The sequence below is a fragment of the Bacteroides sp. M10 genome (genome assembly GCF_014334015.1).
In the GTDB taxonomy this organism is placed as follows: domain Bacteria; phylum Bacteroidota; class Bacteroidia; order Bacteroidales; family Bacteroidaceae; genus Bacteroides; species Bacteroides intestinigallinarum.
In genome coordinates this window covers 5,776,922-5,797,384 of the sequence record NZ_CP060488.1, presented here as the reverse complement: position 1 = coordinate 5,797,384, position 20,463 = coordinate 5,776,922, and the positions used below count along the sequence as shown (strand labels likewise).

General features: G+C 41.3%; 15 protein-coding genes and 2 riboswitches. Of the genes, 10 read left to right on the top strand and 5 right to left on the bottom strand.

What is annotated here, in order from left to right; genetic code table 11:
* Positions 1-39: 39 nt before the first annotated feature.
* Both nrdG and nrdD read right to left on the bottom strand, forming a co-directional pair.
* Complete coding sequence (gene nrdG / locus H8796_RS21550) at positions 40-525, bottom strand: anaerobic ribonucleoside-triphosphate reductase activating protein (protein WP_117934962.1); 486 nt, start codon at positions 523-525, stop codon at positions 40-42.
* A complete protein-coding gene (nrdD, locus tag H8796_RS21545) occupies positions 509-2,602 on the bottom strand; it encodes an anaerobic ribonucleoside-triphosphate reductase (RefSeq protein WP_009000010.1) in 2,094 nt (697 codons plus the stop codon). Before nrdD ends, nrdG begins: the two co-directional genes overlap by 17 nt.
* Positions 2,603-2,731: 129 nt before the next feature.
* Positions 2,732-2,953: riboswitch (cobalamin riboswitch) on the bottom strand.
* Between the two features lie 430 nt (positions 2,954-3,383).
* Between nrdD and H8796_RS21540 the strand changes: the two genes are divergently transcribed.
* From H8796_RS21540 to H8796_RS21495, 10 genes are all read left to right on the top strand, one after another.
* The gene (locus H8796_RS21540) at positions 3,384-4,520 is read left to right on the top strand and encodes an OmpA family protein (protein ID WP_008774604.1); all 1,137 of its coding nucleotides are present in this window, start codon (positions 3,384-3,386) and stop codon (positions 4,518-4,520) included.
* Between the two features lie 201 nt (positions 4,521-4,721).
* A complete protein-coding gene (locus tag H8796_RS21535; RefSeq protein ID WP_117935035.1) occupies positions 4,722-5,795 on the top strand; it encodes an STM4015 family protein in 1,074 nt (357 codons plus the stop codon).
* Positions 5,796-5,798: 3 nt separating this feature from the next.
* A complete protein-coding gene (locus H8796_RS21530) occupies positions 5,799-6,809 on the top strand; it encodes an STM4014 family protein (protein ID WP_117934960.1) in 1,011 nt (336 codons plus the stop codon).
* Positions 6,796-7,650, top strand: coding sequence for an STM4013/SEN3800 family hydrolase (locus H8796_RS21525; protein WP_004297058.1), 855 nt, complete (start codon positions 6,796-6,798; stop codon positions 7,648-7,650). The genes H8796_RS21530 and H8796_RS21525 overlap by 14 nt, the downstream gene beginning before the upstream one ends.
* Positions 7,647-8,924 (top strand): STM4012 family radical SAM protein, encoded by a 1,278-nt coding sequence (locus H8796_RS21520; RefSeq protein WP_117934958.1) that lies wholly within the window; start codon positions 7,647-7,649, stop codon positions 8,922-8,924. Before H8796_RS21525 ends, H8796_RS21520 begins: the two co-directional genes overlap by 4 nt.
* A gap of 11 nt (positions 8,925-8,935) precedes the next feature.
* Positions 8,936-10,501 carry an STM4011 family radical SAM protein gene (locus H8796_RS21515; RefSeq protein WP_117935033.1) on the top strand — a complete coding sequence of 522 codons (1,566 nt, stop codon included), beginning with the start codon at positions 8,936-8,938 and terminating at the stop codon, positions 10,499-10,501.
* A gap of 237 nt (positions 10,502-10,738) precedes the next feature.
* Complete coding sequence (locus H8796_RS21510; protein ID WP_008648610.1) at positions 10,739-12,103, top strand: MATE family efflux transporter; 1,365 nt, start codon at positions 10,739-10,741, stop codon at positions 12,101-12,103.
* Positions 12,104-12,143: 40 nt separating this feature from the next.
* Positions 12,144-12,692, top strand: coding sequence for a Crp/Fnr family transcriptional regulator (locus tag H8796_RS21505; RefSeq protein ID WP_117934956.1), 549 nt, complete (start codon positions 12,144-12,146; stop codon positions 12,690-12,692).
* A gap of 124 nt (positions 12,693-12,816) precedes the next feature.
* Positions 12,817-13,695 (top strand): AraC family transcriptional regulator, encoded by an 879-nt coding sequence (locus H8796_RS21500; RefSeq protein ID WP_117934954.1) that lies wholly within the window; start codon positions 12,817-12,819, stop codon positions 13,693-13,695.
* A gap of 93 nt (positions 13,696-13,788) precedes the next feature.
* Complete coding sequence (locus tag H8796_RS21495; protein ID WP_187343871.1) at positions 13,789-14,211, top strand: pyridoxamine 5'-phosphate oxidase family protein; 423 nt, start codon at positions 13,789-13,791, stop codon at positions 14,209-14,211.
* Between the two features lie 82 nt (positions 14,212-14,293).
* On the opposite strand, the gene H8796_RS21490 is transcribed toward H8796_RS21495, so the two are convergent.
* The 3 genes from H8796_RS21490 to H8796_RS21480 form a co-directional block, all read right to left on the bottom strand.
* A complete protein-coding gene (locus H8796_RS21490) occupies positions 14,294-14,914 on the bottom strand; it encodes a TetR/AcrR family transcriptional regulator (RefSeq protein ID WP_004304037.1) in 621 nt (206 codons plus the stop codon).
* A 3-nt stretch (positions 14,915-14,917) separates the two neighbouring features.
* Complete coding sequence (locus H8796_RS21485) at positions 14,918-19,129, bottom strand: acyl-CoA dehydratase activase (protein WP_117934950.1); 4,212 nt, start codon at positions 19,127-19,129, stop codon at positions 14,918-14,920.
* A 625-nt stretch (positions 19,130-19,754) separates the two neighbouring features.
* Positions 19,755-20,297 (bottom strand): phosphohydrolase, encoded by a 543-nt coding sequence (locus H8796_RS21480; protein WP_117934948.1) that lies wholly within the window; start codon positions 20,295-20,297, stop codon positions 19,755-19,757.
* Between the two features lie 10 nt (positions 20,298-20,307).
* Positions 20,308-20,404: riboswitch (purine riboswitch) on the bottom strand.
* Positions 20,405-20,463 lie beyond the last annotated feature (59 nt).

The window sequence follows — 20,463 nt, the reverse complement described above, 5'->3', positions numbered from 1 at the left end:
ACGGTAAATATAACATACTCCGTTTGAGCGTTTTTCTTATTAAGAAATCTTTTTGGAATGATGGGGGAGAAAACGATAAGTTATATCCTCCATTATTCCATTTTCTATGTGGTACAACCGCTGATTGGTCGTTTCAGATTTTAATCCTCCCAGAGATTCGATGTAAGGTCCCAACTTTATATATTGGAAATGAGATACATCAAAGTGATCCGGCAGTTTGCTCTTCCCGGAGTACCATCCGACTTTTACCGGAGTGATGGTCTGCTTGTGTAAGAAAGCGGCTAGTTGTTCCACTTCTGCGGGTGAAGCATCACCACCCATGAAACAGACACAGGTGATTGCTTTTCCATATTTACCGAGCAGGGTAGAGAGACTTTCTTCCGTCAATGGTTCTCCTACGTCCTCCATCAGATATGCACTGTGGCACCCTTTACAATGGTTGGGGCAGTTGGAGAGGTTGATGGCTAATGTCACCTCATCCGGTATCTCCTGAAAAACAATATCATAATCAGCGTACCGAAGCATAATATCTTAAATCGGCCTCCTTTTGCCGTGCTTGGGAGAAATTGCTGATACGTTTCATATATCCGATGACGCGGGTCAGATAATCCACATTCTCGCTGTGACATTCGGGACATTCATGCAGATAACGTTTGTCGATATGATGGCATTTGTTACATACTGTATTCGGAATATTGAATGTGAAGTAGTTGCAACCTTCGGTAGCGGCAACACGAAGCAACTGCCGGTATTGCTCTTTGCTAAGATGCTCTTCCAGATTCATGTGCAAAGCCGAACCACCCGTCAGATGCTCGATATAACGATGCCCGTGCAGGCGGAATTTATCGACAATGTTCAGCGATTTGTCTTCTACAATATAGAAATAGCTGTTGTAACATTCGCGGTAAGTCTGGAATCCGGCTTCCTTGTCCCATTTCGCGTGTTTCACACCCACGTTTTCGGCAGGAATCATTTCGCAGTTGAAAAGCACTTCTTTGGTACGATACTTTTTGTTGTATTTCTCAATCATGCCGAGAATCTCCTGCACAAAAGCCTCGTATTTCGGATTGTCGTTGATGTCGATTCCCATAAATTGGGCTGCTTCCACCAGTCCGTTCACACCGATAGTCAGATATTGGCGGCTCATATTGATATAGCCTGCATCAAACAAAGGCAACATACCCTTTGCCTGCAATAATTTCAGGTTCTCATTATAGGCAAGCTGTACTTTGTGAACCAAGTCTACTACTTCTTCTAAGAAGAAAGGGTAGAGAATACCTGATTTTACAGCATGCTGTATACAACGGTTCAGATTGATGGTCAACACGCTCTTCGAACCGGTAGAGACTCCTCCGGCTCCCAATGTATAGCTAAAGCCATTGTCCTGTATTTCATTACGCAGACGGCAGCAGCTACTCAAAGAGTCGGCATTGTCACTCATATAGGTGAAGAATGAATGTCCTTCGGCATACATTTCAGCGGTGAAGTCGCCATATTCCTTATCCAGTACATCGCCGTCTTTGGTCAGGAGTGCCATTGTCTCTACAGGGAATGTCAGAACGGTGCGTGTACGCTCCTTATTAAACCATTTCATAAAACGCTTCTGCAACCAGCTAAGCGAATCCCAGTCGGGTTTGCTTCCGTCGGGGAAAACAAAGTGCTCGAAAAGGCTATTGAAATAATACTTGTCATAATAAGCCACATTCCAGAAAACTGCTTGGAAATTGCGGGCACCCGTAGGCTGGTTGATGGAATATACGATTTGCTCGAAACAGTCTGTGATGATTTTATCGATCGATCTTTGTTTCAGAGACAAGTCTGCCAGTTTATCCGGATGTTTATAATAATCCTGCCCGTATTCCAAACCGATGAAATAGTTCATGTACATCAGGAATTCAGGAGTGGCACATGCGCCGCTTAGCATACTGGATACGATAAATACCATGTTGATAAATCCTCCGCAGAAGGATTTCAGATTGGTCGGGGCGGTAGAATTGCCTCCTACTGCTGTTGTTCCTGCTATCAGCCAAGGATACATGGTAATACTGGCACAGTAGTTCGCCAGATTGGTTTCATCATTTTTGTAGATGAAGTGATGATTCAGGAGTTCCAAATAACGGTCGGAAGCCTCTTTACCATACATATCTCTCAAACGGTCTGTCAGCAGGCGGCGGTTGAGGCGGATGAAATTGGATTTGGGCAGTTCTCCTATCAGTGTGGCGATATTCTTATTTTCCACATTGGCGTTGGCATCGTACTTACTACCGCTGGCAGGGTTGGAAGCATCGCAATAATCCATGAGGAATTTAAGTTTGTCTCTGACTTCACGGTCTTCCAAATGCTTTTGACGATACAGCATATACGCTTTGGCCACGCTGTAATAATGTTCTGCCATCAAGGCGACTTCCACCTGGTTTTGGATTTCCTCTACGTTTGTTCCGTCACTGATACTGACACGGCTTAACACATTGGTTATCACATCTTGCGTAGCAAAACTACCTACTGATAAAAATGCCTTGGATATGGCATTTTTGATTTTGTCGAGGGAAAAAGCTTCTTTTTTCCCGTCTCTTTTGATAATGAATATCTCCGAACTAATCATACCTATATTTTAAGAATTAACAAAATAGATTTAGTGCCTACATAGTTATTCATGCACGACAATTTCTGGAGACTTGTAATAAAATGGACCTGTACGATTCGTTCTATTGCCTTTCACCCGAAAGCCTGGAATAACGGAAATTTTATCGGCAGGTCTTCTGACTTGTTTTTGTTGTGGCGCCTTCCCGATCCGTTTCATGAATCAGTGGCAAATGAATGCCATAACATTTCTCTTTTTTATGAGAGAGATAAAACTTACAGCTACGGGGATAGTTCCGGATTTTCACTGGATTCCCTTTTAATTCCGTCTGGTGATAATGCCATTTCGGAAACCGATGTTGGCGGCAAAGTTAGAAATTAAATCAAGATTCCAATTGAAAAGGAAGAAAAATATTCGCTCTTTATCAGAACGATATATGGCATTAACAACCTGATAGTTTTCCGTTTATGTTCTATTCTTCGTATTTTAGTAGAGTCCGGTTTATGTATTTCCTGCCTGATGGATGAATGAAAGTGTAGAATAATGAAACAATATGCATAATGGTTAGCGATGTTGGGATCCCTTTCTCTTCAGGGAATGAGGCGTTTGCATTGATGTTTCCATATTTTAGATTTTTCGAAAGCATAATAGATGTTAATAGGGCTTATGGCTTGCGAACTAATATTTGATACGATATGTTGTTTAAAGTGAATAACGAATTAAAAAATGAACTAGAAAGTTAGACATGAACAAACAATACATTTCTAATGATTTAGCAGATAAAACATTACATTTAAAACTTATGAATATGAGAAAATCTATTATTTTATTAGCTTTTATATTGGGTGGCTTTACAGTAGCAAATGCCCAATCAGTTGTAGAAGGTACCAAACTTACAGATAATTGGTCTGTCGGAGTAAATGCCGGTGGAGTCACTCCCCTTACTCACAGTGCTTTCTTTAAAGGTATGCGTCCCACTTTTGGAGTGGGAGTCTCAAAGCAATTAACTCCTATCTTCGGTTTGGGATTCCAAGGAATGGGATATATCAATACCACTTCCAGTAAAACGGCTTTCGATGCTTCGGATGTCAGTGTATTGGGTAAAGTCAATTTGATGAATCTATTTGCAAGTTACACGGGCGAACCTCGTTTGTTTGAAGTGGAAGCTGTGGCCGGAATGGGTTGGTTACATTATTATGTGAATGGCGATGGCGATCAGAACTCTTGGTCTACTCGTTTGGGATTGAATTTTAATTTCAACTTGGGTGAAAGTAAAGCATGGACATTGGGAATCAAACCTGCCATTGTGTATGATATGCAAGGTACTTACCCTGAAACAAAGAGCCGTTTCAATGCTAATAACGCAGGTTTTGAGTTGACAGCCGGATTGACATACCACTTTAAGACAAGTAACGGAACACATCATTTTGCCAAAGTGAGAGTATATAATCAAGCTGAAATTGACGGACTGAACTCTTCAATCAATGCACTTCGTGCAGATGTAAACAACAAAGATGGTGAGATCAGCAATGCAAACCAACGTATCAACGGATTGCAGGAAGAACTTGAAGCATGCCGCACAAAAGTGGTTCCGGTGGAGACTGTAGTGAAAACCGCCCGTGTACCCGAATCTATCATTACTTTCAGACAAGGTAAATCGTCAGTTGATGCTTCACAACTTCCTAATGTGGAACGTGTAGCTTCTTACCTGAAGAAATATGCTGATTCTAAAGTGGTTATTAAGGGATACGCTTCTCCGGAAGGTAGTGTTGAAGTGAATGCCAGAATTGCCGCAGCACGTGCAGAAGCTGTAAAAACGATCCTGGTCAACAAGTATAAAATCAGTGCATCTCGTATCACTGCCGAAGGTCAGGGTGTAGGCGATATGTTTACTGAACCGGATTGGAACCGTGTAAGTATATGTACTATTGAAGATTAAACTGATATATTACAGAAATAGAATAATGAAGGCTGCCCCAAAAGGCAGCCTTTGTTGCATATCTTGGGTTGTATTTTTGAATACTCTGAAAGTTTAGTAAACAGATTTCTTTGTACATTACATAAAATGGTTATTTTTGCAGGTATTGTTCATGCGCGTTCTGTGTTGAGTGTGCAAATATCAACCATTAAAAACTGTATTATGAAGAGAGTATTCGTTTTTCAAGATTTTAAATCGCAGAAATTCTGGAGTATAGATGTAGTCGGAACAGATGTTACTGTAAACTATGGTAAGTTGGGGACCGATGGACAAACACAAGTGAAAAACTACGCAACGACTGAAGAGGCTGAAAAAGCAGCCGGCAAACTGATTGCGGAAAAGACCAAAAAAGGGTATGTGGAAACTGCTGAAGAAACTGCACGTGAAATGAAAGTGGAAGCCAAGAAATATACTTTGAGTTACGATGAGTATGAAAATAATGTGAATCTTCTGGATAAGATATTGAAAGATAAACATCTCTCTGAATATAAACAAATAACAATCGGTTGTTGGGATTATGAGGGTGGCGACTGTTCTGCCTTATTACAGGGAATGATTGAAAATAAGGAGAAGTTCGCACAAATAGAAGGCTTGTTCTGGGGAGATATTGAGCAGGAAGAACAGGAGATTTCATGGATTGAACAAGCTGATATTAGTCCGCTGCTCGATGCCATGCCTAAATTGAAGGATCTGAAAATCAAAGGAACCAATAATCTGCGTTTGGGAAAGACTTCACGGCCGGAGTTGCGGTCACTGGAAATTATCAGTGGTGGCCTGCCTACTGAAGTGGTAGAAGATATTCTTGGTTCTGATTTCCCCAATCTGGAAAAACTGATTCTATATGTTGGTGTGGAAGATTATGGATTTGAAGCTGATATTGAGATATTCCGTCCGTTGTTCTCCAAAGAACGTTTCCCGAAGCTGACTTATCTGGGGATCGTCAATTCTGAAGAACAGGACAAGATTGTAGAAATGTTCCTGGAGTCGGATATTCTTCCCCAACTTGAAACAATGGATGTTTCGGCCGGTACTCTCAAAGATGAAGGTGCCCAATTATTGCTGGATAATATGGATAAGATCGCTCATTTGAAGTTTATCAATATGCGCTACAATTATTTGAGCAAGGATATGAAGAAACAGCTGCAGAATCTTCCTATGAAAATAGATATTGCTGAAACTGAAGAGGTGGATGAATATGATGGTGAATTGTGGTATTACCCGATGATTACAGAATAGGAGATGCAGATAATCGTTGTCAGCAACTCTCTGTCCAAACGTATAGAATACTTTATTGAAGCAGGCAAACACTTGCAGACGGAAGTTCGTTTTATGACTTACGGGGAACTTTTTAACTGCTTGCCGCAATTACGGCAGGCAGTTATCAAACTGGAACCTTGTGTAAGCGATGAAACGGATTTCCAGAAATATGCGCTGTTGAATCAGGCATATAAGGAAACACTGCAACGTTTGGGCGAGATGAGGCTATCTGATGACGTGTGCTTTTTGAATACTCCCCATGCTTTGTTACGTGCTCTTGATAAAAAGGATACTAAACAAGTGCTGGTGGATAGAGGTTTGAGAGTGACTCCGATGTTACCTTCTCCCCATTCTTTTGATGAGTTGAGAGAGCTTCTTGCCGGTTGCGGTAGAGGATGCTTTTTGAAACCCCGTTACGGTTCGGGGGCGGGAGGCATTATGGCTGTTCGCTATCAACCCAGCCGGAATAAATGGGTAGTCTATACTACCTTGCAACAAGTGGACGGAGTCATTCATAACACCAAACGTATCCACCGTTTGAGTACGGAAAAAGAGATGATCCCGTTGGCGGAAGCGGTGATGCAAACAGAAGCTATTTTAGAAGAATGGATTCCTAAAGAGCAGTTGCAGGGAGAGAATTATGATCTCCGGGTAGTGTGCCGGGAATCTGAAATTGATTATATCGTTGTGAGATGTAGTAAAGGAAGCATAACCAATCTGCATCTGAACAATAAGGCACATTGGTGGAACGAGTTGTCTTTGCCGGAAGTAGTGCGGCAACAAATCTATTATCAGTGTCAGGAAGCGGTCCAATCTTTGGATTTGCAGTATGCCGGAGTGGATGTCCTGATGGAGAGAGGAACAGATATTCCTTATATAATAGAAGTCAACGGACAGGGAGATCATGTGTATCAGGATATGTTTGCTCATAATTCTATTTATATTCAACAGATAAAAAACATAAAAAAGAGATATAACCATGCAAATAGATGAACTGCCGGCTGGCGAACAGACCCAAAATCCGGATCTGGATATGAATCAGGTGGTGGGTACTCATGATATATTGATGCTTTGCTTTGATACCTTGCGTTATGATGTTAGCAAGGAGGAAGAAGCGGCAGGAAGAACACCGGTACTGAACAGTCACGGAGGAGAATGGGAAAAAAGACATGCGCCGGGAAATTTTACTTACCCGTCTCATTTTGCCATCTTTGCAGGATTTCTGCCTTCTCCGGCGGAACCTCATTCGCTACGCAGCCGTAAGTGGTTGTTTTTCCCTGTGCAAGCTGGTACGGGACGTATTCCGCCTGCGGGAAGTTATCCGTTTACGGAAGCAACTTTTGTGCAAAGCCTTGCCAATGTAGGTTATGAAACGATTTGTATAGGAGGGGTGAACTTCTTCAGCAAGCGTAATGAACTGGGGCGTGTGTTTCCCGGTTACTTTACTAAAAGTTATTGGCTGCCGACCTTTGGATGCACGGCACCCGATAGTACTGAAAAACAAATTGATTTTGCATTGAAGAAACTCGAAAACTATCCGGAGGACAAACGGATTTTTATGTATATCAATTTTTCTGCTATTCATTATCCGAACTGCCATTATGTGGAAGGCAAAATGAAGGATGATAAGGAATCACACGCTGCCGCGCTGCAATATGTCGACAGTCAGCTACCCCGTTTATTTCAGGCCTTTCAGAAGCGGGGAAATACGCTGGTGATTGCTCTTTCCGATCATGGCACTTGCTATGGAGAGGATGGATATGAATATCATTGCATATCCCACGAAACGGTTTATACAGTCCCTTACAAACACTTTATTTTAACGAAAAAATGAATCAACCGCTACCACGATATGTAGACTATATGTATAGTTATCCACATAAAACTGCTTATCGTTCTTTTCCCTCCCCGGTTTCGCTGGTTCCTTACCTGAAACAGGTGGAAGGACAGAAAGCATCGCTTTATTTCCATATTCCTTTTTGTAGTCATAAATGTGGATATTGCAACCTGTTTTCTCTGCAAACAAATCGTGCGGATTATATCGCAACTTATTTGGAAACTCTTCACAAGCAGGCGCAACAGTTATCTCCACTCACCGCCGGACTGGCATTTGATAGTTTCGCCATTGGAGGAGGCACACCGTTGCTCCTCACTGTTCCTCAACTGGAATACTTACTGGATACGGCTGCCTTATTCGGAGTGCATCCTTCACATACCTTTACTTCCGTAGAAACATCGCCGGAATATGCCGATCCTGCCCGTTTGGACTTGTTGAAGCAAGCAGGAGTGGCTCGTGTGAGTATTGGCGTACAGAGTTTCCTTGACGAAGAATTAACAGCTTTGAAAAGACGTCCCCGGCAAGACATGATTAATCAGGCGCTGGAGGCTATCCGGAAGAGGCAATTCCCAATTTTTAATATTGATTTGATTTACGGAATCAAAGGACAAACTGTAGCCAGTTTTCTTTATTCATTGGAACAGGCTCTTCTGTTTCAGCCTAACGAACTCTTTATCTATCCGCTATATGTACGACCGGGAACGGCTATCACGGAGCGGGAATCCGACGATGTCTGTTTTCAGATGTATTGTGCTGCTTGTGATTTGTTGAAAGACAGAGGTTTTCTACAAACTTCGATGCGACGTTTTATTCATCATCCGTCTACTGATGCGGAAATCTCATGTGGGGATGAAGTGATGCTGTCGTGTGGCTCCGGGGGACGCAGTTACCTGGGTAATTTGCATTATGCCACCCGGTATACTGTTTGCCAGCGTTGTATTGCCGGAGAGATAGATGATTATATGGGCACTACTGATTTTACAGTGGCTCGTAATGGATTTATTCTTTCGCAGGAAGAACGGCGGCAACGTTTTATCATTAAGAATCTGATGTATTATATGGGGCTTGACAAGACCGAATATAAGCGTCGCTTTGGAGAATCACCGGATAATGTGACGTTGTTCCGACAGTTAGCTGAACGGCAATGGATAGAAGATACGGATAACGGTCGTGTTTGTCTGACTTCCGAAGGAATGGCATACTCCGATTATATTGGTCAGTTGTTCATTACTCCTGAAATAAGAGAACTGATGGAAACTTATTCTTATTGAACGAAATAGAAATGGAAAACGAAAGCTCTTTACTTTCCTTCAAGCGTATATATTATCGCGGCAAATTGAATAGCTGCAACTATACCTGTTCTTATTGCCCTTTCGGCAAGAAGTCGCATCTGGCAGATACGACCCAGGATGAACAGGCATGGAATCGTTTTATAGCAGCTATTGAACAATGGAAAGGGGAGCCGTTGCAGTTATTTATTATTCCTTACGGTGAAGCATTGATCCATCGTTATTATCGAAAAGGAATGATGCATTTGGCAGCATTGCCACAGGTGGCTGGAATTTCCTGTCAGACTAACCTTTCTTTTCCGGCTAAACACTGGCTTGATGAGATTCGTGTGACTCCCACTGTGATAAGTAAGATAAGACTCTGGGCTAGTTTTCATCCAGAGATGACTTCGGTAGAGAAATTTGCGCATCAGATTCATATACTCCATCATGCGGGAATACAGGTATGTGCCGGAGCGGTAGGAAATCCCTCTGCAAAGGCCGTACTCAATGATTTACGGAATACTCTTTTGCCGGATATTTATTTATTCATTAATGCTATGCAGGGGTTAAGGGCACCATTAAGTCAGGAAGATATTCAGTTTTTCAGTCAACTGGATAATCTTTTTGAGTATGACTTGAAGAATGCTCCGGCACAATGGGAAGTTTGCGCAGGAGGAAGGAATAATTGTTTTATCGATTGGAAAGGGGATATGTATGCTTGTCCCCGAAGCCGGGTGAAGATTGGTAATTTTTATCAAGGTGATGGAGCTGTTGTGCCGCTATCTTGCGAGAGGAAGGTTTGTGATTGTTATATTGCGTTTAGTAACCTGAACAATCACCCTTTACATCGAATCATGGGAGAAGGGGCGTTCTGGCGAATACCTGACAAGCCACTTATTACGACTGTTTTCTTCGATGTGGATGGAACACTGACTGATTCACAGGGAAAAGTTCCTGAAAGTTATGCTAACGCTTTGCGATATATGGCACAGTCCGTTTCCTTATATCTTGCCACTTCTCTGTCGGTGGAGCAGGCGAAGAAAAAGCTGGGAAAGGCTCTTTTCGATTTATTCAGCGGAGGAGTGTTTGCAGATGGAGGTTTATTATCTTATTCGGGTCAGATCAGGTGTTTGCCGGTGAAAGTATATCCGGAGGTATATGGAGAATCTGCAAAAGTCACTATTCATAGTTATGAAGGAGTGGTTTACAAGTATAGTATATTGGTACGTGATAAAGAACAGAGAGAAGCTGTTCTTACCCGGTTGAAAGAGAATCCCTGCCAGGTCTTTCATAAAGCTCCGCTGATAACAGTCATTCATCCTGAAGCAAGTAAAAAAGAGGGGGTGATTCAGTTATGTAAGGCTTTGACTTTATCTTTTGAACACACCTTAGTTGTAGGAAATTCGTTAAAGGATTGGCCGATGATGTCCGTGGTTTTTCATTCTTGTGCCGTAATGAATGCGGAACCCTTATTAAAAGAACGCGCACGTTATACGCTGAATCCGGATCGGTTGGCAGCTTTCTTTCGTTTTTCTAACGGAGATCCTATAGATCAAACCTCGTCTGATAATAGTTGATATATAGCTAGTTACATCTCCATAAGAAAATAAAAACCGGTTAAAATTTGGTAATTATGAAAACAAAGCCCATATTTGCAGCCCTGAAATAGGGACAGGCATAAAAATCCTCATCGGAGGGTGCTATAATAATAATTATAGTGCTGGATAAGATGAATGGTGCAAATCATTCGCTTGTCCGGCACTTTTTTTATGTTGTAACAAAATAAGATAAAGAGGAAAAGTATCGAAGAAACTATGAAAGAGTTAGATTTGACACAAGGAAGCGTACCGAAGGTATTGTTGCAGTTTGCAGTACCTTTTTTAATTGCTAATGTACTTCAGGCACTTTATGGCGGGGCTGACCTTTTCGTTGTCGGACAATATGATGATTCGGCAAGTGTGGCAGCCGTAGCTATTGGTAGTCAGGTGATGCAGACAATAACAGGTATTATTCTGGGTATTACTACCGGGACAACAGTGCTGATTGCTATTGCTACCGGAGCCAAAGACAATCGGAAAGTAGCTTTTACTATCGGGTCTTCCGTATGGTTGTTTTCAATAACCGGCGTAGTGCTAACTTTGGTCATGGTACTTTTTCATGGTCGGATAGCAGAACTGATGCATACTCCCGTAGAAGCTATGGCAGATACGAAAAGCTATATTTTGGTATGCTCTCTGGGTATTCTGTTTATAGTGGGATATAATGTTGTATGTGGTATTTTGCGTGGACTGGGTGATTCTAAAACACCACTTTATTTTGTTGGGCTGGCATGTGTGATAAATATAGTGCTCGATTTTATATTGGTCGGTTATTTCCATTGGGGGGCTACGGGAGCGGCTATCGCTACTGTAACTGCACAAGGAGTCAGCTTTGGAATAGCGCTCTGGTTCTTATATCGGCACGGATTCCATTTTGACTTTTCACGGAAAGATATTCGATTGAACCGGAACCTGTCTAAAAAGATCTTGGTGTTGGGAGCACCTATTGCTTTGCAGGATGCTTTAATCAATGTTTCTTTTCTGATTATCACTGTCATTGTCAATCAGATGGGAGTCATTGCATCTGCTTCCCTGGGTGTTGTTGAGAAAATCATCGTGTTTGCTATGCTGCCTCCAATGGCTATATCATCGGCTGTGGCAACCATGACTGCACAGAATTATGGAGCGGGACTTATCAAGAGAATGAATAAATGTCTTGCTTCGGGGATTGGGATTGCTCTTGTTTTCGGTGTGTCAGTTTGCGTGTATTCGCAATTCCTGCCGGAGACTCTTACTGCTTTCTTTACGAAAGATGCTGCTGTGGTGGCAATGGCGGCAGATTATTTGCGAGGGTATAGCATCGACTGCATCGTGGTTAGTTTCGTGTTCTGCATTAATTCTTATTTCAGCGGACAAGGAAACTCGTTATTCCCGATGATTCACAGTCTGATAGCCACTTTCCTGTTCCGTATACCGTTGTCATACTGGTTCAGCCAGATAGATAGCTCGTCGCTGTTTATCATGGGATTTGCTCCACCCATTTCAACGGTCGTTTCATTATTGATTTGTATCTGGTATTTACGATATACCCAAAGGAAATTATATTTGAGAGGCACAATGATGCCTGCTATGTCGAATTAGGTGTTTTTAAGTGACATATATTAACTAAAATCTATTTTGTATGGAAGCTTATTTGAAGAAACTCTGTTTTGAGTATCAGGTGGATGAAAGAGAAGTGAAAGAGCTGTTGGCTCGAATGGAAATGGTGTATCTGGATAAAGGAGAAACGATTGCTTCTGCCACAATGCCAGAGCAGAGCTTGTACATTATTGTTTCCGGTATTTTGCATACATATACCACTCATGAAGGAGAGGAGAGAACCAACCGGTTTTTCTCTGCGGGTGATGCTGTGTTATGCTATAATTCAAGTCAGTATTCTATCAAGACACTGACGAAATGTGCTGCTTATTACATCAGTGAAGAGGAGATTGAAGAGTTGTGTGCATCTTCAATTTCATTTGCGAATCTGGTCCGTCAACTGATGGAGTATCAGTTTTACTTTAAAGAGGAAGAGGATATGAGTGCCCGCAAACTGACAGTAAGGGAAAGGTATCTCTCTTTATTGGCGGAAATCCCGGATATTCTGTACAGGGTGCCATTGAAGCACATTAATCATTACTTGGGGGCAGATGTAACCAGTTTGGGGTATCTGGCCGGAAGTTCTAAATAGGAAATATAACCTAGACATATTTTTTCTATGTATTCCTTATCAGATGGTTCATGGCTTATTCGATCGAATCGATTTTGAAAAGTCTTTGGATTATTTGGTAAGGAATACTATTTTTGTATTCTGAATGAAAAACTCAATACCTCGATATACTTTTTATAAGCATAAGTATGGGAGTGAACTTTTGGTCGATGTAGTAGAACTGGAGTATGTGAAGAAGTTCCTGGCTAAAAGTACTGTCCACACTCTCAACTATTATGATATTACTTTCATAACAGAAGGTAAGGGAGCTTTTGCAGTCGATAACCAAACCTATGAAGCAATTCCATGTGACGTCCTTTTCTCTAAACCGGGGGAAATCCGGAACTGGGATACTCATCATATCATCAATGGGTATGCTCTGATTTTCGAAGAAGAGTTTTTGTCTTCCCTCTTTAAAGATTCTTTGTTTGTACGGCATCTTTCGTTTTTTCAGATAGAAAGTTTTTCATCGCGACTGCATTTGTCTGATGAGCTTTATACACGCATACTTGAAACCTTGCATGATATAAAGATGGAGATTGATTCGTATCAACAGGGCGATGTACACGTTTTGAGAGCATTGCTTTATGAAGTCCTGATGTTGTTGGATCGTGCTTATCTTAAAATGACTTCGATGGAGGAGGGCAGAAGTAGGGAAGTTTTCAATAATCATGTAAGTAAATTCATGAATTTGGTTGCGACACATGCAAAAGAGCAACATTCGGTTCAATATTATGCGGATAAGCTCTGCATTACTCCTAATTATCTGAATGAGATGATAACCTCGACCATGGGGTTCAGCGCCAAACAATATATTCAGGGCAAGGTGATGGAAGAGGCTAAGAGGCTGCTTGTTTATACGGACTTTCCTATAGCTGATATTGCATTTGAACTCTGTTTTTCAACGGTTTCTTATTTTATCCGTAGCTTCCGGCAGCATACGGGAGAAACTCCATTATTGTATCGTAAAGCGCACAAACCGTAAAAAGTGCTATTTCTACCTTTCTTTTTATTGCATTGCTTTCCTGGCATTTCTCTACTTTCGCATCAGATAATAAACCAATAATAAAAAAGTAAAATGATGAGAGACGCGGAAAAAACAGTAGGCAACATGATTGATAAGCTGAAAACAGCTTTTATCGGTTCGATAGACGGTGAAGGATTTCCTACCATCAAAGCGATGCTGCAACCCAGAAAAAGAGAGGGGATAAAAACGATTTATCTGACAACAAATACTTCGTCCATGCGTGTGGCACAATACCGGGAGAACAACCATGCATGTATCTACTTCTGCGATACGAGATTCTTTAGAGGGGTCATGTTACGCGGTATGATGGAGGTCTTGACGGATAGTGCCAGTAAAGAGATGATCTGGCAGGAGGGAGATACCATGTATTATCCGGAGGGAGTGACGGACCCTGATTACTGTGTATTGAAGTTTACTGCTGTTTCAGGACGTTTCTATAGTAATTTTAAATCGGAAGATTTTGTGGTCGGATAGTGTGTAAGATGGGATGATTGGAATGGTAATAAACAAAAAGAGACTGAATATTCAGTCTCTTTTTGTTTTTATAGTGTCTATACTATTCCTCATAACACAATAAGTTCTGCAATTGGTTGATGATGTTTTGTTTCCATTCTTGCAGGAAATCAGCAAAAGCGGCTTCATCTTCCAAGAATAAAGATACTATCAGGTTCTTGGCAAGAAATGGATAGCTCAATAGGCTGTAGACAGTCAGAAATACAATATGTATCGGAACCTTTTTAAGTTTACCGTCTTCCATTGCTGTCAGTATACTGTCTTTCACTTGGGATAAAGCATCTCCGAACTGAAGTTCTTTTGCAGTGGCAAGCAAGTGGTTTACATCACGCTGTATTTCCCCACAAATGAATCTGGGAAGACAGGGATTACTTGTGAAAAGCTCAATATACTCATCCAGAATCATGCTCAGTCGCTCCATAAATGGGATATCCTGTTTTACTATATCCTGTATTTTCGGCATTAAAGACATGACTATCGAGCCGAATACGGCTTTGAACATCTTATCTTTGGTTCTGAAATAATAATGTAAAGTGGGTCGGTTGATTCCTACCGTTGCAGCAATATCACTCATGCTGGTCTCCACAAATCCTTTTTCTATAAAAAGCTGTTGGGCAGTTTTTATTATTTGCTGCTCTAAATCGCTATGTTCCGTTGTAGCCATAATTTAGTTGTTTATGTTGTCAATAAAAAGTAATAATCTGTTTGTTATGTTCACATCGCTGACGCTACTGTCAAAGTCTAAAGATAGTATATTCATTTGAGGGCACAGCGATTTTATACGTTTTTCTATTCCTTTTTCTACAATGTGATTGGCAATGCACCCGAAAGGTTGCAAGCTAATGACATGATTGACTCCTTGGGAAGCAAAGGATAGTATTTCACCGGATATCAGCCAACCTTCTCCAAACTGGGTGCCCAGGGAGATGACTTGTTTAGCTTTTTCTGCCTTTTCAAAGATTGATTCGAACGGCGTGAAGTAATTGAAACTTTTGCCGATTTCATTCACTTTATTAATCTGCTTCTGGACTTTCTTGTATAACCAGTCGATAACAAAGTCGGGAGTGAGTTTTCGCTGCAAGTGTTGGTTCTGTCTCACTTTCAGGTTGACAAACCCCTGCATGAAGAAATCACTTATCAGTGGCGGAATCACTTCGATCTTCTGGTTGATGAGCCATGAGGTGACGTCCTTTTGAGCAAAAGGATTGAACTTCAGGAATATTTCTCCAACAATACCTACTTTGTGACAGGATCTCTGTTCACAGATTTTGTTGAAGTCTCTGGCAGCGAGATATAAGTAACTCAACAAGTCCTCCGGTTTATTTTTCTGGATGATGGGCTGTGCTGTATCCAGATAAAGATCGCGCAGACGGGCGGCCTGTCCCCGTTCTTTCTCACGAACGACGGCTGCATAATAGAATTTAGCGATACAATCACTGTATAACACAGACGCAAGTATGATTGGCAAAACCTTGAGCCAGTTCACTTTAAAACCGGATTGCTCATTTTCGATACCACTGCCGAAAGCAAGTGATACCACCGGTGTATTGGTGTACCCATTCTCAATCAATGCCTTTTTTATCAGTGAAATATAGTTGCTGGCACGACATTGTCCACCGGTTTGTGTGATGGCAACGCACGTGTTGGCAGGATCATAACGTCCGCTTTTAAAGGCTTTTACTATGTCTCCGACAATCAATGTTGCCGGATAACATACCTCATTATTGGAGTATTTCAATCCCCAGTCGCAAGATGCGGTGTCGCTCAACGGTAAAGTCTCCATTTCATATCCGGCCACTTTCATGATGGATGGAATGAGTGGTGAAATGAAAGGCGTAAAGAATGGAGCGAGGATTTTCTTCTTTTTGTCTTTCTTGGTGAAAGGAGCAGTTGAAACAAATGGCTCGGGATCTTTCGCTTGAGAATGTTTCAAACTGAAATTCAAGCTTTCCACCAACGAGCGGACTCGTAATTTGATGGAGCCGATATTATTAACATCGTCTATCTTGAGCAAAGTAAGATTCTTGCCGTATCGTTTCAGCAAGTTACGCACCTCATCTATAAGAAAAGCATCCGGACCGCAGCCAAAAGAAGTCATCTGCATATATTGTATGTCACCCTCTTGCATTGCCGCCCACTTGGTTGCTTTCAGAATACGGTTGGTAAATGCCCATTGAGAGAGGTAATGAGTTTTTTCCAATGAAATCTCCTGCTGACGGACAATATCATCAGTTATCACATAAACTCCCATCGCAGCAATCATGTCCGAAACTTTGTGCTGTATCAGTGGATCGCTATGGTAAGGGCGTCCGGCGAGTAAGATAATCAGTTTGTGTTTTTCCCGTCCCTCGTTCAGAACTTCCTGATTATAGGCTGCAATTTTTTCTTCGAAGGCATATTGTTCCTGTAATGCGCGTGAGAAGGCATTTTTGCATACCTCATCCCTGATACCCAAAGATTTCAGATATTCATTGCATTGTTTATACAGCAACGCTTCATCTTTGAAGGTGATAGTCGGAGCATCTATCGGTATATTCTCTTCCTGTACACTTTTGATGACTTCCGAATAACCGGAAACGATGGGGCAATTATAGCTGTTTTGCTGTTGCTTATCCTTTTTCTCGAAAACGACGAACGGCATAAATATCCGGTTGACGTTTTGTTGCGTCAGGTTACGGATATGACTGTGCACAAGTTTGGCAGGGAAGCAGATGTTATCAGACATCACCATGCCGGCAGCAGTCTCGTATTTGCTGAATGTAGAGGGTTCCGACAACTGTACCTGAATGCCGCAAGCAGTAAATAAGGTATGCCAGAAAGGGTATTCCTCATACATATTCAGAATACGTGGAATGCCTATGGTGAATAAGGGTTGTGGAATGTCTGCGCTCCGGTCGAATAATAATTCCAGCTTTTTATCATACGTATTGATGCCTTTGTCCGCATGGCTTCCTTTATTGGAAAACACCTTCTCACATCGGTTGCCGGAAAAGTAATGGTTTTCACTGTTGAACGTATATCGCATGATGGCACACTGGTTCTCGCACCCCCGGCATTGAAGTTGCTTGGAAGTATATTGTGCCCATTGGAGCATCTCGTTCAGCTCCGTCACCCGGGCATTTTCGATTTGCTTGGCATATAGGGCACAGCCAAGAGCACCCATCAATTCAGGACAGTTACTGCGGAAGGTTTGTTTCCCGGTCAGCTTTTCCAGACTTCGTACGATGGAATCATTACGCATGGTTCCTCCCTGCACGACAATATGGTCGCCAAGTATCTCCGTGTCTTTTAATTGCAGAACCTTATACAGGCAGTTTTTAACAACGGAATAAGATAATCCGGCAGCTATATCCGCTACGGACGCTCCTTCCCGAAGTACCTGTTTTACTTTGGAGTTCATGAAGACTGTGCAACGTGTACCCAGATCACATGGTGCTTGCGAAAAACAAGCTGCTTTGGCGAAGTCCTCCACACTGTAATCCAGCGATTGCGCAAATGTGCTGATAAAAGAACCGCAACCGGAGGAACAGGCTTCATTGATTTCGATTCTGTTGATTACTCCGTCGTTCACAAAGATAGCTTTCATATCCTGCCCTCCAATATCCAGGATAAAAGAAACTTCTTTGCTGATATGTTTGGCAGCAGCATAATGAGCGATGGTTTCAATGATTCCCGCATCCATGTGGAAAGCCGCTTTTATCAGATCTTCTCCATAACCGGTAGAACATCCTCCTTTTATGCGCAGGGTGGTTCCCCGTCTCCGGCATTCTTCATGTAGTTTCTGCAGGCCGTTCTCTACTGTTTTTATAGGGTTTCCGTTGTTGTCGTGATAATAGGAGTAAAGGATACGATGATCGTTGTCGAGTACTACGATTTTGGTGGTAGTAGAGCCGGAGTCTATGCCGATGGTTGCTTCCTGCAATCCGGGACGCAGACTGGCATATTGAATTTTATACTGGTCTTTTTCCTTTTTCCATGACCTATATTCTTCCTCACTGTCGAATATAGGAGAAAGCTCACTCTGGAAAGGCGAGGTAACACTTAGTTTGTTTTCTATTACCTGTATCAGGTTGGAGAGATGGATACTTTCTTCATTGCTCTCTGCCAATGCTGCTCCCCAGGTAGGGATCAGATTTCCTTTTTCCGGTAATATGAAATCTGTATCTTGTGACAGATTCAGATAGTTGGCAAATGCTTTCCGAAGGGCCGGAATAAAAGTCAATGGGCCACCGCAGAGTAATACCGGAGCTACGATATTGCAACCGCGTGCAAGTGTGACAGTGGTCTGTACGGCTACTGCATGGAAAATGGAAGCTGCTATATTTTCTTTGGATATATTTTTGGCTATCAGATTCTGTATGTCCGTTTTGCAGAATACTCCGCAGCGTGAAGCGATAGAGTATACCTGATTGGAACGAAGTGCCAGTTCATTCAATTCGTCGATGGAGACTCCAAGCAGAATAGCCATCTGGTCAATGAAAGCCCCGGTTCCGCCAGCGCAATTTCCATTCATGCGCAGGTCTGTAGCTTGTCCGTCCTGAAAGAAAACAACTTTCGCATCTTCTCCTCCAATATCGATCATAGTGGCTGTGTGCGGATGCTCCCGGCGCACATAGTTTGTTGCAGCTACAACCTCTTGCACAAACGGCAGAGAGCATTTCTCTGAAATTCCCATTCCAACAGAGCCCGTAATATGGAAAGATAAAGGAATATCACCCAACTGTTCCTTTATTTGATAAAGAAATCCGAGTAAACATTCTTGTATTTTTGCCTGATGCCTTTTGTATCCGGAAAACAAGACTGTAGTTCCATCTTTGTCCAATACTACCATTTTAGCGGTAGTAGAGCCTATATCTAACCCCACTTTATATGCATTCATATACCAAATATCTTAAATTAGATCTCGTGTTTGACACATGTGTCAGACGTAAATGTATGTAAAAATATGGTAGATATAGCAAATTGTAATTGAAGTTTTTGATTTAATTAACGAATTGGAAAAATAGAGAGATGAAATGTGAGGGAGGAAAACGATTGTGTAAATAAAGAAGTAAATGAAAAATTGTATGTTTATATTACTTGTAAGGTTGTAGCAGATCTTTTTATGGTGAATCCTAGAAATCTTGTTTACTCTATTTTTGACAAAAGGAAACGTGGTTTTTAATAAACCCGGATGCTGTTTATAATAAACTTCTTGATAGTTTTAGTAAAACGGTATTCGAGTTTATTATAAACTATTGTAGAACAGTTTTAGAATCAGATGAGAGATTTTAAGCTGAATTATAAACAAAATGGGGCAATAATCATTCGACTATTGCCCCATATCGTATAGGAGTGGTATTGTAAAATACCAGGTTATTTATGATTTATGTATGATTATTTCTTACTATTTTCATGCTGTTTATACTTTTTCTTCTCTCAAAGATACAACATAAAAAGTCCTTTGTCAAGAGTCTGAAGATAAAAGTATCTTATCGGTTTTAAAAACAGAGTTCGCATGCCATTTAGCTTGTGGGGGTACCAATCTCTGCAGATAAACTTATAAATTCATCCTCAACGATTGTAGGGTTTATAAATTCTAATGTTGGTCTGGATAAAATGAATTTATAATCGTCAGAAATACTTTCAGGCAAAAGGTGTATGAATTCATAAGAAAGCATCTCGTCGTCAATTTCAAATATTGCTTTCTTTTCTGTATCCGAGAGAGGTTCGCTAATAAAATGATTCCAAATCATATTTTGCAGGTGATCTTCGAATTTAAGATATTCAGTAAGTTTGGCTTTTATCGGACGTGTCACATCTGACATGTAAGCTTCGCTGCTGTCATGCAACAAACATCCCAACTGTATACGGTTGGAAAGCCCTCGTGTTTTAGCTTCTTTGCAGCACGCGATAGAATGTTGGGCAATAGAATAAAAGAAACGGGTATGACCGTTTGCACGACAGATCAAAGACAAGGCATGAGCGATGTCTTTCACATCAATTTTTTCAGGAACAGGGTGGATGGGGTCGAAATGCTTCCCCGTAAAAGTTGTAATGTAACTCATAACTATAGTATTTTTTTTAATTGACTGTTATAAGTAACTATTTACGGTAGTTTGTAGAGACGCTTGTCCAATTACAAGTATATATAACATGGGTACAAAGATATAATAATTAGTTGGTATAATTCTATTTTTATATTTCTCTTCTGCCTGATGCAAATATCATTTT

What these genes read in the sequence shown, in the direction of transcription:
- nrdG (WP_117934962.1), bottom strand. Translation starts at nt 525, where the DNA reads ATGCTTCGGTACGCTGATTATGATATTGTTTTTCAGGAGATACCGGAT.
- nrdD (WP_009000010.1), bottom strand. Translation starts at nt 2,602, where the DNA reads ATGATTAGTTCGGAGATATTCATTATCAAAAGAGACGGGAAAAAAGAA.
- H8796_RS21540 (WP_008774604.1), top strand. Translation starts at nt 3,384, where the DNA reads ATGAATATGAGAAAATCTATTATTTTATTAGCTTTTATATTGGGTGGC.
- H8796_RS21535 (WP_117935035.1), top strand. Translation starts at nt 4,722, where the DNA reads ATGAAGAGAGTATTCGTTTTTCAAGATTTTAAATCGCAGAAATTCTGG.
- H8796_RS21530 (WP_117934960.1), top strand. Translation starts at nt 5,799, where the DNA reads ATGCAGATAATCGTTGTCAGCAACTCTCTGTCCAAACGTATAGAATAC.
- H8796_RS21525 (WP_004297058.1), top strand. Translation starts at nt 6,796, where the DNA reads ATGCAAATAGATGAACTGCCGGCTGGCGAACAGACCCAAAATCCGGAT.
- H8796_RS21520 (WP_117934958.1), top strand. Translation starts at nt 7,647, where the DNA reads ATGAATCAACCGCTACCACGATATGTAGACTATATGTATAGTTATCCA.
- H8796_RS21515 (WP_117935033.1), top strand. Translation starts at nt 8,936, where the DNA reads ATGGAAAACGAAAGCTCTTTACTTTCCTTCAAGCGTATATATTATCGC.
- H8796_RS21510 (WP_008648610.1), top strand. Translation starts at nt 10,739, where the DNA reads ATGAAAGAGTTAGATTTGACACAAGGAAGCGTACCGAAGGTATTGTTG.
- H8796_RS21505 (WP_117934956.1), top strand. Translation starts at nt 12,144, where the DNA reads ATGGAAGCTTATTTGAAGAAACTCTGTTTTGAGTATCAGGTGGATGAA.
- H8796_RS21500 (WP_117934954.1), top strand. Translation starts at nt 12,817, where the DNA reads ATGAAAAACTCAATACCTCGATATACTTTTTATAAGCATAAGTATGGG.
- H8796_RS21495 (WP_187343871.1), top strand. Translation starts at nt 13,789, where the DNA reads ATGATGAGAGACGCGGAAAAAACAGTAGGCAACATGATTGATAAGCTG.
- H8796_RS21490 (WP_004304037.1), bottom strand. Translation starts at nt 14,914, where the DNA reads ATGGCTACAACGGAACATAGCGATTTAGAGCAGCAAATAATAAAAACT.
- H8796_RS21485 (WP_117934950.1), bottom strand. Translation starts at nt 19,129, where the DNA reads ATGAATGCATATAAAGTGGGGTTAGATATAGGCTCTACTACCGCTAAA.
- H8796_RS21480 (WP_117934948.1), bottom strand. Translation starts at nt 20,297, where the DNA reads ATGAGTTACATTACAACTTTTACGGGGAAGCATTTCGACCCCATCCAC.